The organism is Nitrosomonas sp. Is79A3, from assembly GCF_000219585.1.
Lineage (GTDB): Bacteria > Pseudomonadota > Gammaproteobacteria > Burkholderiales > Nitrosomonadaceae > Nitrosomonas.
In genome coordinates this window covers 2,339,389-2,353,328 of the sequence record NC_015731.1, presented here as the reverse complement: position 1 = coordinate 2,353,328, position 13,940 = coordinate 2,339,389, and the positions used below count along the sequence as shown (strand labels likewise).

Here is a 13,940-nt window from a genome sequence, read left to right as displayed (position 1 = left end):
CCGGAAAAGCTTTTTACAAGAAACCGCTTGCTTACCGGGGATATTCTTGATTCGATCATATCTTAACAAATGTGAAAAATATGTGAAGTGCGATTAGTATCATCTGACCGGGAAATCTTAGTTCTCAGGTAGAGGAATTTAACAACTGGAGCCATTTTTTCATATTTCACTCTCCTTAGGGAAGATTGAAGATTAAGTTTAGTTTGAATACTTAATAATCAAGACACAGAAAACGAAAAATACTCCAGTAAGTAAAGTCCCCCAACGCTACTAAATGGCATTAATAACGACAATACCACCGGATGTTGTGATAGCGGTAAGAAAGGTCCTTCCTTGAGATTTTTTATTTCTGCAATCAGTAGCTTTATCATATAAAGATGCTTTTCTATTAATAATTTTATCTTATCAGAACGCTCATCTAGCTTATGCCAAGCTGCATTCCTGGATAATTGCAACAAATAATCCGCCTCTAATTCCTTAAGAACACTTTTTCTAGTTTCTTCCGCTGCTCTTTTAAGTCTGTATGCGCTGGCGGAAGCAATTAATGCGGTAAAGCTGAAAATCATAATAAGTTCTTTTGTAACTTGCCAGTTATCGAAATAATGATTGCGAGACAAAATTAACAAGAACAGAATGATGAAAGGATAGTATACAAAGCTATTAATTGTTTTAGTATTTGTGAGAATGATATCGATAAGAATTTTTTTCTTAACTATTTGCTCTGGCAAAGCGTATTTCTTGGAGTAGCGGCGAAGTAAAAATTTTGGCCAAACGACATTATGGCTTTTAAGTAGTGTTACGAAATGACTACTTGAATGCGAAATATCTACGATAACAAAAATTAAAGCTAAATAAATACCAACTGTTAGATAAAGAATTTTAGGAGTAAAATATTGATTCCATTCACCGCGCGTTGGAAAAGTTAGAAGATTTAGTTTAAATGAGTCATTAATAAAATATAGAAGAAGAAAGATACATGCTAGATATACTAGAAGTGAGATTAACACCCGATAAATATGTAATAGGTAAGAATGCTTACGATATTTAGAAAGATAATTAGTGAAATAAATTGACCAAATCGAACTAAATTCTATTGGTTCATTTTTCATAAAGTCTTTTCCCCACTGATCAATGTATAGAAAAGACGTTGATGGTGTATCTTGTTTCTCTTTTAATGTTTTTACCGATATCGGTTTATAGCGCTTAATGATTTCACGATTATTTTCTTTAATTTGATCATATATATGTTTTAGAAAACAGCAAGCAAAAACGAAGGCTAAAATTCTTATCCCACTAGCGTGCCAGGAGCTAGCGCCACTGGTAAATGATAATGGCTCAGATCCCAAGTCGCCTTCTAGTAAGATTGCTATTGCCATGTAAAAACTAACTACAGAGAGAGTGCCAAGCGCAATTATATTAATGTATTTGTGAGAAATGCGTGGGGTTAGGAGATAAGATAAAATTATTAAAGAAGCTATACCACCAAAGATATTAATATAAGAAATGGAATGTGTTATTTTAGAATTTCCAGCATATTTTAGTTCAGGGTGTATTCCTTTCCCGGGTGTATGACTCAGATCGATTGCCTCATTATTGCCAATCTCAAACAATCTAGGCTTAATTTGTAGTTTTTTAATTGCTTCATTCAAATTGTCTCCTGAGCAGTGTTTTTCCGTATGAGGACAATACAAAGCTAACAGGGTGGTTAAATATAAAGCAGTTTGATAGCTATCACGGAAAGGCGGAGTATTTCGTTGTAACTCATCATGTAACCGTAAACCAAATGGTGAAGCAACGATCAGATTTCGCGCCCATTTTATCTCAGTTTGTTGTGTGAGCAGTGCATCGAGATCTGTTGTGAAGAACAAGCGATCAGGGAATTTATTGCGTAGTGCCTGCAATATGGATAACTTGTCATATACATCGCTGCCTGTAATACCGATTGCTTTAATGCCTCCTTCGCCGGCATGTTGCTTATCCAGTCGTTTTATTTCCTCAGCAAGTCTGAGTAAATAATCGAGTTGGCTTGGGCCAACGGGGCGTTCGCGTTGTTCTATTGTTTCTTTGCTAACTTGCTTATTGACTGAAGATCCTTGATCCTTAATCTTGGAAGCTTGATTGTTGAAGGCGCCTGCAGTTGTGATGCCGTCAAGTCCACGAAGATAACTGAAAGTATGCACCCGGCTGGACTTTTCTTTATGAGATTGACCGCTATCTGGGTTAATTTCTTTCAATAAGGTAGTGAGTAGCGATTGCGAATCAAAAGTATCCAGTTCATTAATCAATACAATATGATGCGTTGTTTGAGCAGGTTTCTCAAGTACAAATTCTGGTTTTACACCACACTTTTCTTTTTCATACAGTGTTACTCCTCGTAATGCTAACTCGCAGAGCAGGATATCAACTAGCTGATCATTGGTGTTAATTGTTCTAATTATGTTACTTTGCAGCCATTGCGACAAGTTTGCAGGGGGCTCATCTATCCAATTTGCGTTTACTATTTTTGTTTTAGAAGGGATTAGTTGATTATCTTCCGCAGTTACAAAAGGTGAAAATATATTACTTCTTGCGAAGCGATAGTATTCTTGCTTGTGAATTAAGGGTAAGTTTTTCCAAATTTTATTCAAATCATGTGCTTCAGTATACATCCCCTTTAGAGTATCAGAATCGTGTGGACCGATAACATTGAAGTTTATCGATGCAGTGCTTTTGCTATTAGATTTTATGCCGGTTTTTAGCTGACTTAAGATTTTTATGCTATTAGTGTTATGCGCCAATATATCATTGTTCAACCAAAGTACGAGGACTAATTCTTTTTTATCTGAGGACTTAAGTTCGAGCTTTTGCATGATTGCTGAATCATCGGCGATATCATTAGTTGATTTGGATTTATCCAATTCAAACCATTCATAGGGAGTGTAATCCGGGAAGTCGCAATAATCTTTATTTTTTCTACATGCTTTTTCAAAATCGATAAATCCGATATGCTCGGAATCTATCGGGTTATAGCCAGCAGCACTGAGCCCTGATATCAGTGCATAACGGTTGCGCAACCGCCACTCTTGATTCTCTGCATAAGGTCTGTTGGATACCATGACGGCCAAAATATGAAGCGATTTTCCTTCATCAGTTTTATGATAAATTTGACAGCCTAATTCTTCTATCGAGTGAAGAGTTGTTTTATTGTGCAAGTGGGATCTGCAAATTTCTTGTATAGAGCCAGCTTCATCCTGGTAAGTACGACCAGATTGATCGGTGAATATTATTTCTGTCTTTTCGTTATTATTTTGTTTGCGATGCTGCTCTACAGCTTGAAAAGGATCTTCCCATAATCGTGCACGGACATCTTCTGTGACTGCTCTTTCTGTATTGTTCATGGCAGGCCGTGTTGGATTGAAGATCGTACCTTGAGTCGCAAAGAATCCTAACAGAAGTGCAATGACTGCAATTGTAGGCGTTGTGTGAGAGGATTTATCCTCGGATTTATTTTGCTCGCTCATGATATAACCTCCTAATAATTATCATGCATTGCATCACCTATCTGCATTATGACAAATGGATGACTTATTGTCTGTGGTTATTATCACAAGCTTGAATTGTGCGGGGTATATACTGGTTGGGGGTGTTGGTGGAGTGTTTGGAGTTTGGTTTATGAAGCGATTATTTTTATCGCCCGCAAACAATTTAATGCACTGTCGGCCCGGCTTCCCGGAATACCGCGTCAACCGCCAATGCATCCAAGCGATATTCGCGGTTACAAATATCATCACTGACAACGACTTCGCCAAATTCTTGCAGGATTGAATCTACTTCCTCGCGCCCTAATGCGCGCAGCATGGCATAAATTCTTGCCGGGTTTTCTTGGCAGCCATAGTGGACGGTTTGTGCGTCAAAGATACGTATGGTTTCTTCGTAAAACAGGCGAGTCAGTATTTCTTCAGCGGTCAGATCAAATAGCGTCTGATCGTAGACTGTTGCTGCCAGCGCTTCGGCACGCGTCCAGCCATCGGGATCTTGTTGATCGGCGGCGGGCAGTTTTTGTAACAGTAAACCGAAAATGGCAGTGTTTGTAGTGATCAAAAAAAGGCGCGAAGGCAGTTGTTCGGATTGTTTGAAATAATGTTCGAACAGTTCAGCGATGTTGTCGCCGTCGAGCGGTACGATACTTTGGTAGGATTCCCGCATGGAGGGCATATCCAGGGTCAGCAGCAGTTGTCCGTGACCGAGCAAATCGGACAGAGGTTGCGCTTCGATAGCTTGCGCGCATTTGGCCATGCCGCGTATGTGCAAGCTGTCATTACAGTCGATGACCAGCATTGAAACCGGGCCGCTACCGTTCATTTGGATGGTCAGGCGTCCGGCTTGCTTGAGGTTTTCGCCCAGGAGCAATGTGACTGCGCTCATTTCTCCCAGTAATTGAGTTACGGGCTGCGGGTAATTGCGGCCGGATAGCATTTGTTGCCAGACCGAATCAAGATGCACCACTGCGCCCCGAATATCCAGGTTTTCCAGAAGGAAGCGCTGTACGTAGTTACTCATTTATAAACCTTGGATGAATTGATCAATCAAAAATACAGTCACAATTATACCGCAGAGCTACCCATGCCTGACCTAACGCAATGGCGCTGTCATCCGGTTGTATTTGTTGCGCGCTGAATAGGTGGAAAGATGGTGTGGCTAAGCGGTTTTTTAATCCATGTCGCAACACAGCATTATGAAAGCACCCGCCGCCCAATGCCAGTTGTGAAATATTATGCTGGCAAGCAGCTTTTTCCACCCATGCCGCTAATCCTGCGATTAAAGTGGCGTGGAATAGGGCGGCTGCGTAGGAAGTATCATGCTTTGCATCATGACAATCGATCATCGCCGATAGCAATGGTGAGAAATCCAAATGATTATTTTCAGTGATTTGAAAGCCATCAGCCAACGCGGCAACTTCTCCATGTTGTTCGGCCAATTGTTGTAATTGTATGGCTGCTTGCGCTTCGTGGGACTGAATCGAATTGACTTCCAACAAACCGGCCGCTGCATCGAATAATCGACCCATGCTGGAAGTCTGCGGGCTATGGAGATTCTTTGCCAGCATGGTGGTAACGGTTCCGGCTGCCGGTTGATCTGAGAAACGTTGCATAATTTCATCACTACGATTTAATCGCGCCAATGCCGCTGCCGCCATGCGCCAAGGCTCCAGCGCAGCACGATCACCACCCGGTAGAGCCAGGTTGGTCAGATGGCCGAGCCGGTGAAATCGGGCGCCATCCACCAATAGTAATTCGCCGCCCCAGGGTGTGTTGTCCGTTCCCAATCCGACGCCATCCAGCGCCAAACCCAACACAGGTTGAATCAGTTTGTGCTCGGCGCAGACCGCAGCAATGTGTGCATGATGATGCTGCACGGCAAGGGTTGGAATATGCTGCTGTTCAGCATAGGCTTGGGCAAATTGTGTGCTGTAAAAATCCGGGTGCAGGTCATGTGTAACGATTCCGGGCGATACCGAATAATCCTGACACATGCGTTGTACGGTTTTGTCCAACTGGTGGCGGGCCTCTACAGTGGCTAAATCACCAATAAGCGGTGAAATATACGCATTATTTCCCTGTGTCACACAGATGGTGTTTTTTAACCAGGCACCACAAGCCAGAACGGCGGGTCCGTTGATAGCCAACGGAATCAGTGTATCGTTCGAATTAGTCAAACGTGGAATCGAATTGTTTCAGACCTTGCTTTGCATTTGCAGCACTGCGGCAACCAGTCATAATCCAGTCTATCCATTCCGGCATACCGTTGTCTTGCGTGGCTGAAATCTGAATCACCGGCAATTCGGGGTGAATGCGGTGCGCATATTCAATCGCCTGGTCAACATCAAAATTCAGGTGTGGCAGCAGGTCGCATTTGTTCAGCAGCATCAGATTGGCGGCATGGAACATATCGGGATACTTGAGCGGCTTATCTTCCCCTTCGGTGACGGACAGGATAACTACTTTATGCGCTTCACCCAGATCGAAACCAGATGGACAAACCAGATTGCCGACATTTTCAATGAATAGCAAGCTGTTATCTTGCAAGGGGAGCTGTTGTATGGCTTGATTTATCATGTGCGCATCCAGATGGCAGCCTTTGCCGGTGTTGATTTGTATCGCCGGTACGCCAGTTGCACGGATACGCGCCGCATCGTGATCGGTTTGCTGGTCGCCTTCAATCACGGCGATGGGCAGCTTGCCGCGTAGCATCTCAATGGTTTTGACCAGCAGGGTGGTTTTCCCGGAGCCCGGACTGGAAACCAAATTGAGTGCGAAAATGCCCTGTTCTGATAAGAGCCGCCGATTTTCATCGGCATAAAGGTTGTTTTTTGCCAGAATATCGCGCTCAATTTTAATCATTCGCGCCTGACTCATTCCTGGAGCATGTGTGCCTGCAATGCCTGTTCCGAAATGGATGGTATTCGATGAATGACTCGTGCCGGCAGGCATCGGATTGTGTTCGTGTACATGAGAATGCTTATGCGGGCGATAATTTAGCGGTTTATCAGAGTGCTGATGCGGTTGCATCGATTTGCCATTAATGCGCGTCTGGCCAATACCACATCCACAAGTTGTACACATACGATTTCCTCTATTTCACTTCAATCTCTTTAATCCGCATTTCGTTACCTTGGGTGACATGCAATGCGTAGCTGCCACAGTGCGGACAGGCTGCATGGTAAGCAGTGATCAAAATATCCTGATTGCATTGATTGCACAAGGCTTGCCCTGGAATTTCTATAATTTCCAGTTTAGCTTGCTGGGCAACGCTGTCTTGTGTCACCACATCAAAATAGAAATGCAATGATTCCTTTTCTACACAAGCCAATTGTCCAATTTCCAGCCATACCGTGATGACCTGCGTGAACTGTTGCTCAAGTGCCGCATCTTCAATGAGTTGCATAATATTCTCGGCGAGTGACATTTCATGCATACCTCACCTCATTGTTTATTAGATCATTAAAAATCCGCCGTAAAATGCAATTATGATACCGCTAAAGCGTATCCAGTTGGCATTGGCGAAAATTCTAAACAGCAGTGCCAGACCAATGCCGCATAAATGCAGCAACAGGGTAGCCAGCATGAACCCTGCTGCATAGGAAATCATCGAGATGCTTTGCGGCATTTCGTTGCCATGCGCATAGCCATGACTGAGTGCAAACAATCCGACCAGAATAATACTGGCACTGAGCGGCAAATGTTTCCGGCAGGCAAGCAATGCACCCAGAACTAATAGTGATAGTGTGATGCCAAATTCCGCAAAAGCTATCGGCAAGGTGATCATTCCCAATAAACCGCCTAATCCCATAACCATTACAAAAACCAGCGGGATTAACCAGATAATACGACCATGAGCTTGTGCCGCCCATAAGCCCACTGCGATCATTGCTAGCCCATGATCCAATCCGTTCAAAGGATGAAAAAACCCGTGTAGCAAGCCATTATGCGGACCAGCATCGGAATGGGCAAAAGCCATTGCAGGAATAATCCAAAAAGGAATAATCCAAAAAGGAATGATCAGAACCGAAAGTCGGAAGAATTTGAATTGTGGAATCGGGTTCTTCATACGTGCTGTAAATGCCATTGTTGTATTTGCTTGATTGCTGCTTCCAGATTTACACCTGCCCGAGCGCTAAGTGTATCACCCAGCTCAAAATGATAACCGCGGATACGCAGTAGAAAAGCAGGTGGTGCTGCATGTTGATAGATTTGCAGATAAACAAACAACAGTGCAGCCGGCGTTAATGTGTGGCTGGTATAACTGCTGTCTTTTTCGGCATGCACAGCTGAGAATTCAAAGGGTTCCCCGCACGATATATCCGCGTCAACAAATATGATCTGGTCAAATCCTGTCAAGTCGCTAGCATGCTCGATCAGTAATTGCATGTCAACGAGACAGGTAACACCCGCCAATTCCAATTGAGCCAAACGTTCAATCAATAAGGGGCCTAATGCATCATCTCCACGTCCTGGATTTCCATATCCGAATATCAGTAATTTGAGCATGGATTGAGGGCTATTGAATTATTTTCTAAAACAAGCGTTCAGCCAATACCCGATCATTCCAATACCACCGGTTTATTAGCAAGCTCATTTTTTTTGTGATTGGAGTCAGATGGAAAATATTTCCGTAAATGACTGCCAACCGCGTTGATTCCTTCGATTACACCGCCCTCAAATTGTTGTTGCCGGAATGAGGATTCCATTGAGCGGCAAATAGTTTCCCATTCATCACTGGAGACTTTAGCATGGATACCGCGATCCGCAATGATTTCTACGTCACGATCGGCAAGCAGCAAATAAATTAATACGCCATTATTGTGTTCGGTATCCCAAATACGCAATTGTGAAAATACTTCTACCGCACGTTCGCGGGCGGTCTGGTTTTTGAAAAGTGGAATTGTGTTGAGTGTGGTTTCTACGGCAAAACAAATTTGACCCCCGTGTTTCATTTCCGACTGTTGAATGGCTTGTTCGATAGCACCCAGCGAAGCAGCGGGGAATATGCGGCGCAATGCGAGTTTCCCGGTTAAAAGATGGCGGAGGATACGGGCAAAATTCATTTACCATCTCCCCGATGCGCCGCCGCCACCAAAGCCACCCCCGCCTCCGCTAAAACCGCCCCCAGAGCCGCCGCTTCCAAAACCTCCATTCCTGAAACCATCATCTGGCCAATTGCGTCCGCTTCTATAGATTCCACTGCCTGTGCTCTGAAAAAGGCTTATAAAGAATACAACAACGGCGATGAATATGGCGGCAACGATCGAAGAAAAAAATAACCAGCCAATGAATCCCACACCGATACTGGTTATAGCAGCTCCAACAAGACGTCCTAGTAGTGTTTGCAGTATTCTTCCGAGCACAATAAGTCCGATTAAAATGGGAATAAAATTGTCAAGAAGGAAATGCATGCCGGAAGAGTTGCCAGGGCCGTTTCTGGTTGATGGTAGTGGAAGTGATTCTCCTTTAAGCGAACTTAGAATCGCGTCAATGCCCGCATCAATACCGGCTGCAAAGTTTCCTGCTTTAAATTGCGGCACGATAATTTCAGCGATAATCCGTTTTGCCATCGCATCAGGCAATGCACCTTCAACACCATAACCCACTTCGATGCGTAGTGTTCTGTCATTTTTAGCAATGAGCAGCAGTACGCCATCATCGATGCCTTTACGACCTAATTTCCAAGTTTCAGCAACCCGCAGTGCATATTGTTCAATGGTTTCTGGATGTGTGGCGGGTACAATCAACACCGCGACCTGACTGCCTTTTGCTTTCTCGAATGCCGCTAATTTTTGTTCCAATTGTGTAACTTCACTGGCGGAAAGTATTGCAGTCAGATCGGTTACATGTGACTTGAGCAATGGTATTGCTACCTCTGCTCTGGAGAGTGTGGCGGCAAGAAGTAAAACTGCAAGCGCCAGGATTTTTACCCAAATGTGGATCATTTTGACAGATATCATCTTGCTCTCTGGTTAGCTTTTAAAGGAAACATTTAAACTGGGTATTCCTGCATGAGGTGCCTTTATTTTGCCGCCGGATTGGGAGCATTAAAATCAACTTTGGGTGCACTGGAAATCTCTTGCTCATTTTCTACCGTGAAACTGGGTTTTATTTGAAAGCCAAATAGCATCGCCGTGAGATTGCTGGGAAAAGAACGTACCACGATATTATATTCTTGCACTGCTTTAATATAGCGGTTGCGGGCCACAGTAATGCGGTTCTCAGTGCCTTCCAGTTGTGCCTGCAAGTCCCGAAAATTGGCATCCGATTTTAACTCCGGATAATTCTCTACTACTACTAACAGCCTTGAAAGGGCACTAGACAATTCTCCCTGAGCACTCTGGAATTTGGAGAATGCTTGCGCATCATTAATCAATTCGGGTGTTGCTTGAATACCGCCAACCCTGGAACGAGCGTTGGTTACACCCAGCAATACATCCTTTTCCTGGGAAGCAAATCCCTTTACCGTATTAACCAGATTGGGAACTAAGTCCGCTCGCCGCTTGTATTGATTCAATACTTCCGCCCAGCTGGCCGTAATCTGTTCATCCGTTGACTGAAGTGTATTGTAGCCACATCCACTCAAAGAAAAAGTACAGAGAATCGCTACGATTAATAGCAAATTGCGCATAAACTTCTCCTGATAAGAATCATAATTATTTATTAAATAACGATGTAAAGGGTATTTTCAAGAACATCAGATTATTGTTTTGTAAAAAAAAGCTTTTTTCATCATTACATATTTTTTCGGTACTTTGTGGGTTATGAAGAATATGTTTGTTTAATTCATTTATTTTTATATAAGTTATGTAAAATAAATAGGCTGCATGCAATGAAAGCAATCAACACTGATTGGATTTTAGTTATCAGGCTTTGGGTAGTCTGGCTATAAATTTATCAATAACTTGAGTACGCATACGCTTATTTTGAAAGCTTAAGCATATAGATTAAACAAGTTTTTTATGATGTTCTGCATATAGCGATTTATTACTTATACAGTTTTAATTTAAAAGGGAGAGATTTATGAGTATGGAAAGTGAGATGAGAATGAGATTTGGAGGCTTTTGGAACTCCCTCATTTTGCTCTTTGTAATTATTGTTTGTCTTCGCTTCTCAAGCCTTGAGCTTGCAGATGCGGATTTAACCAAAAGAGTTCTTTGTGCATTACATCTATTTTTTGGGTGTGTGGCTACAGGCGTATTGCTTGGTATATTGAGAATATTTTTGGCATTCTCCAATCAAACCTACACGCGCGCGCCAGCATCGGCCAATTTTGTGCTGGGTCTTAAATATGGAATTGTTGCTGGTGGTTTATTGATTCTTATTGTGGGTGTTCTGCAGTTAAATAATTTCTTGGGTGTATTCCAACCCATGGTTAATGGCTTGTTAGCAAAACTAACCGCTATTTTTGTGTAAACTCAAAGTGGGGCTAGTTAGCGGCGCTACTTGATAACTGGCCCCAAACAGTTAGAACAAATAATGGATTGGCTCTTTAGAAGCACACTTTTTCAGTTAGAACATTACTGAGTAGAAAATTTTTTGGTTTTCTCTTTCCTTATCATGTTACTTCCTATTCACCTGCCTGTCACTGAGTGCTATCCAAGATAGGCATTAGTTAGTACGCATTATCTTTACGCAGTACGATCCAGACGGTTTTGAGGATGATCCAGAGGTCGAGCCAGATAGACCAATGTTTAAGATAATACAAATCGTGTTCGATGCGTGCTTTCATTTTTTCCAACACTTCAGTTTCACCGCGCCAGCCGTTGACTTGAGCCCATCCGGTAATGCCTGGTTTGGCCTTGTGGCGTAGCATATAGCCTTTAATCAGCTTGCGATACAGCTCATTATGGGCCACCGCATGCGGGCGCGGGCCGACAATACTCATGCGTCCCTGCAACACATTAAAGAACTGCGGCAACTCATCCAATGATGTGCGGCGCAAGAAGCCGCCGATTTTCGTAAGCCGTTGATCGTTTTGTTTCGCCTGTTGAATGCTTGCACCATCTTCCGTGACGGTCATCGAGCGAAACTTATAGACGATAATCTCCTCGCCGTTGAGACCATAACGGCGCTGTTTAAAGATAACCGGACCCGGCGAAGTAAACTTTACCGCCAATGCAATGCACGCCATCACTGGAGAGAGCAAAATAATAATCACCAAAGCCAGCACAAAGTCGCTAGCAGCCTTGACCACGCCATCGACACCGACAAAAGGTGACTCACTCATTGCAACTACTGGCACATCACCAATGTATTCGAAACGGGTTTGCATCAAATCAAAGATATAAATATCCGGCAGGAAATAGATAGAAACCGTAGTGTCGGGTAACTCATCCATAAGCTTCTGAATACGCGGCTGAGACGACATCGGCAAGCTAATAAAAACCATCTCGATATTATGCTTTTGAATGTAAGGCACGACATCAGCCAGTCCACCCAAACGGGATCCGAAGTTATCCGGCCTGGTAACCGTTGCGGCTACGGGAGGATGGGTCAGTTCTCCCAAATGGGATCCAAAATCGCCGGCGATTCGGGAACTGTTGCGTTCATCGAAGAAACCCTGATATTTAATCAACAGAAAGGGGAGCTCTGCGATATGCTGGATGAACGCAAAACTGGTTTCGTTCGCTCCGATCACAATTGCTAAACGCAATTTACCTTTGTTGTACAGGTTGGTGACGATACTGCGTACGGTGATATGACTGGCAATCAGCATCAATGGTGTGACAATAAACCAGGTCAGAAGCACTTTTCCGGAAAACTGATTGTGAAATTTGGTGGCATAACCTAGAAATATCAGGATAGTGATAATCACCAGCCAGCCCATTACCGTATCCCGCATATAGGCAAGCAATCTGCCTTTGCGCCAATTGCGGTAAATGAGAATACGCTCGTAAATGTAGGTGGAAATGAAAAAGGTAATAATGACTAATACTAGATAGTAACTGGTAAAATCTTCGTCATACATCCAGGTTGTCAGTATCAGCATGCTCCATATGATGAAAGGGTCGAGCAGGTGCTTGAAGAAGGCCACTATGGGTAAATCGTTGGCTGTCATCGTCTTCCGTAAGTATACTGTAAATTGATATTTGCACCATTTGCGTCAAACCCGCCTCGAGAGGAATCTGATTTTAAGTGATTATTGTAGATCGAGGCACTGAGCTGCAAACCAAGATAAGGGGTGTATATGAGTTTTATCGCTGCATTGCGAAGCGTGTTGTTTATACCCAATGGTAATGCTCCGTCGGTGAGAATCGAAAAGCGGTCAAACTTCATATGCTGATAGAAAAAATCTCCCTCCAATCTTATTTTCTGTGTAATGTCCCAGGATGGAGCAACACGTACCCCAGTATTAAGACTAAAACTTGCAGTAAGCTGTTGCATTGCTGCGGTCTCGCGCCATCCGGAAATCGATAATCCGATCTTGTCGGTAGGTTGCCAGTGATAGGTCATGCGGGCATTAAATCCGCTAAAATTACGCGCTGTAAAGCTGGCATTATTGCGTTCTACCCACCCGCCCGTCCCGCTAAGGCTGGATTTTGCAGATACTGCCCAGTTGATTTTGGCCAATGCTTCTTTCTGATCATAGCTGTTGTCTGTGAATGAGCCATCCGGTGCTCGGACAAGAATCGGAAAATCACCGATTATATTGCGAAAGAGCACACCCACAGTATTTCTACCGGATGTCAGGTAGTCTACTCCGCCTTCAAACCGGTCTTCAGTCCGGTTTAGAAATCTAAAGATGTTGCTCGGACTATCGTTACTGAGATCATAGCGCGTATAGTCGCCATGTAAATTCCAGCTTGGGTGAAAGCGCCAGACGGCATTAATAAATTCTCTCTGCTCGGTACGTATATTTCTAACACCCGGCTGAAACAGGAACGGTGACAGGGATTGCACGTAGCTTGCTCCCATATTACCTTCCAACCGGTTGCCTAAAAACCAGTTCCAGTTACCGGTCAAACTCTTCAGATCGTTATCCATCTGATTGAATTTATCGAAACTGGTGTGGGTCCAGTTCAAATTGGCGGTCAATCGTTGCCGGCTGATTTCTTTCTCGAACATGAGACCGCCGGTAAAACGATGGGACATATCGAAAAGATTACGCGTGCCGAGCAGCGGCAGGGGATCCACTTTATCCCGTATACGCAATAGGTTGTCATCAGCAGTATAGGTATAACTCCCAAAGGGCTGCACTACTTTGCCTATTACGGCAGCAGATGCAGGCTGGTGGAGAAAGAACAACAGCAAAACCCCTGGAAGGAAGGACTGCAACCGGCTGGGTCGTGTAAAGCAGGGCGCTATGCGCGGAAAATACTGATTGATGTTCGTAAGTGTAACTTCCATGAACTGATGTATCATTAATGTGAGATTCTCAGAATTTCCAATGGCCAAGTATCAATGGCATTTGACAGA

General features: G+C 43.6%; 13 protein-coding genes. 1 reads left to right on the top strand and 12 read right to left on the bottom strand.

Annotated elements, in window-relative coordinates; genetic code table 11:
• Nucleotides 1–218 precede the first annotated feature (218 nt).
• The 10 genes from NIT79A3_RS10835 to NIT79A3_RS10790 form a co-directional block, all read right to left on the bottom strand.
• Complete coding sequence (locus tag NIT79A3_RS10835) at nt 219–3,500, bottom strand: hypothetical protein (RefSeq protein ID WP_013966237.1); 3,282 nt, start codon at nt 3,498–3,500, stop codon at nt 219–221.
• Nucleotides 3,501–3,684: 184 nt separating this feature from the next.
• Nucleotides 3,685–4,539 (bottom strand): Hsp33 family molecular chaperone HslO, encoded by an 855-nt coding sequence (locus NIT79A3_RS10830; protein ID WP_013966236.1) that lies wholly within the window; start codon nt 4,537–4,539, stop codon nt 3,685–3,687.
• A 22-nt stretch (nt 4,540–4,561) separates the two neighbouring features.
• On the bottom strand, nt 4,562–5,695 hold the full coding sequence (locus NIT79A3_RS10825) for a carbamoyltransferase HypF (protein WP_049785367.1): 1,134 nt from the start codon (nt 5,693–5,695) through the stop codon (nt 4,562–4,564).
• Nucleotides 5,688–6,602 (bottom strand): hydrogenase nickel incorporation protein HypB, encoded by a 915-nt coding sequence (gene hypB, locus NIT79A3_RS10820; protein WP_013966235.1) that lies wholly within the window; start codon nt 6,600–6,602, stop codon nt 5,688–5,690. The genes NIT79A3_RS10825 and hypB overlap by 8 nt, the downstream gene beginning before the upstream one ends.
• Nucleotides 6,603–6,612: 10 nt before the next feature.
• The gene (hypA, locus tag NIT79A3_RS10815) at nt 6,613–6,954 is read right to left on the bottom strand and encodes a hydrogenase maturation nickel metallochaperone HypA (protein WP_013966234.1); all 342 of its coding nucleotides are present in this window, start codon (nt 6,952–6,954) and stop codon (nt 6,613–6,615) included.
• 18 nt (nt 6,955–6,972) lie between these two features.
• Nucleotides 6,973–7,605, bottom strand: a complete 633-nt coding sequence (locus NIT79A3_RS10810; RefSeq protein WP_348225605.1) for a HupE/UreJ family protein — start codon at nt 7,603–7,605, stop codon at nt 6,973–6,975.
• Entirely contained in the window at nt 7,584–8,027 is a 444-nt protein-coding gene (locus NIT79A3_RS10805) for a hydrogenase maturation protease (RefSeq protein WP_013966232.1), read from the bottom strand. Before NIT79A3_RS10805 ends, NIT79A3_RS10810 begins: the two co-directional genes overlap by 22 nt.
• A 53-nt stretch (nt 8,028–8,080) precedes the next feature.
• On the bottom strand, nt 8,081–8,584 hold the full coding sequence (locus NIT79A3_RS10800; RefSeq protein ID WP_013966231.1) for a TPM domain-containing protein: 504 nt from the start codon (nt 8,582–8,584) through the stop codon (nt 8,081–8,083).
• Complete coding sequence (locus tag NIT79A3_RS10795) at nt 8,585–9,466, bottom strand: YgcG family protein (RefSeq protein WP_198009350.1); 882 nt, start codon at nt 9,464–9,466, stop codon at nt 8,585–8,587.
• 77 nt (nt 9,467–9,543) lie between these two features.
• Entirely contained in the window at nt 9,544–10,152 is a 609-nt protein-coding gene (locus tag NIT79A3_RS10790; protein WP_013966229.1) for a LemA family protein, read from the bottom strand.
• Nucleotides 10,153–10,544: 392 nt separating this feature from the next.
• Between NIT79A3_RS10790 and NIT79A3_RS10785 the strand changes: the two genes are divergently transcribed.
• A complete protein-coding gene (locus NIT79A3_RS10785) occupies nt 10,545–10,937 on the top strand; it encodes a hypothetical protein (protein WP_013966228.1) in 393 nt (130 codons plus the stop codon).
• Nucleotides 10,938–11,136: 199 nt separating this feature from the next.
• Here NIT79A3_RS10785 and NIT79A3_RS10780 read toward each other — a convergent pair whose 3' ends face one another.
• On the bottom strand, nt 11,137–12,582 hold the full coding sequence (locus NIT79A3_RS10780) for an undecaprenyl-phosphate glucose phosphotransferase (protein WP_013966227.1): 1,446 nt from the start codon (nt 12,580–12,582) through the stop codon (nt 11,137–11,139).
• Nucleotides 12,579–13,871 carry an XrtB/PEP-CTERM-associated polysaccharide biosynthesis outer membrane protein EpsL gene (epsL, locus tag NIT79A3_RS10775; protein ID WP_156797067.1) on the bottom strand — a complete coding sequence of 431 codons (1,293 nt, stop codon included), beginning with the start codon at nt 13,869–13,871 and terminating at the stop codon, nt 12,579–12,581. The genes NIT79A3_RS10780 and epsL overlap by 4 nt, the downstream gene beginning before the upstream one ends.
• Nucleotides 13,872–13,940: the final 69 nt, after the last annotated feature.

Bases quoted from the DNA above. Each gene is read 5' to 3' on its own strand.
- NIT79A3_RS10800 (WP_013966231.1), bottom strand. From the start codon at position 8,584: ATGAATTTTGCCCGTATCCTCCGCCATCTTTTAACCGGGAAACTCGCA.
- NIT79A3_RS10830 (WP_013966236.1), bottom strand. From the start codon at position 4,539: ATGAGTAACTACGTACAGCGCTTCCTTCTGGAAAACCTGGATATTCGG.
- NIT79A3_RS10795 (WP_198009350.1), bottom strand. From the start codon at position 9,466: ATGATCCACATTTGGGTAAAAATCCTGGCGCTTGCAGTTTTACTTCTT.
- NIT79A3_RS10810 (WP_348225605.1), bottom strand. From the start codon at position 7,605: ATGGCATTTACAGCACGTATGAAGAACCCGATTCCACAATTCAAATTC.
- NIT79A3_RS10780 (WP_013966227.1), bottom strand. From the start codon at position 12,582: ATGACAGCCAACGATTTACCCATAGTGGCCTTCTTCAAGCACCTGCTC.
- NIT79A3_RS10785 (WP_013966228.1), top strand. From the start codon at position 10,545: ATGAGTATGGAAAGTGAGATGAGAATGAGATTTGGAGGCTTTTGGAAC.
- NIT79A3_RS10805 (WP_013966232.1), bottom strand. From the start codon at position 8,027: ATGCTCAAATTACTGATATTCGGATATGGAAATCCAGGACGTGGAGAT.
- NIT79A3_RS10790 (WP_013966229.1), bottom strand. From the start codon at position 10,152: ATGCGCAATTTGCTATTAATCGTAGCGATTCTCTGTACTTTTTCTTTG.
- NIT79A3_RS10835 (WP_013966237.1), bottom strand. From the start codon at position 3,500: ATGAGCGAGCAAAATAAATCCGAGGATAAATCCTCTCACACAACGCCT.
- hypB (WP_013966235.1), bottom strand. From the start codon at position 6,602: ATGTGTACAACTTGTGGATGTGGTATTGGCCAGACGCGCATTAATGGC.
- epsL (WP_156797067.1), bottom strand. From the start codon at position 13,871: ATGGAAGTTACACTTACGAACATCAATCAGTATTTTCCGCGCATAGCG.
- hypA (WP_013966234.1), bottom strand. From the start codon at position 6,954: ATGCATGAAATGTCACTCGCCGAGAATATTATGCAACTCATTGAAGAT.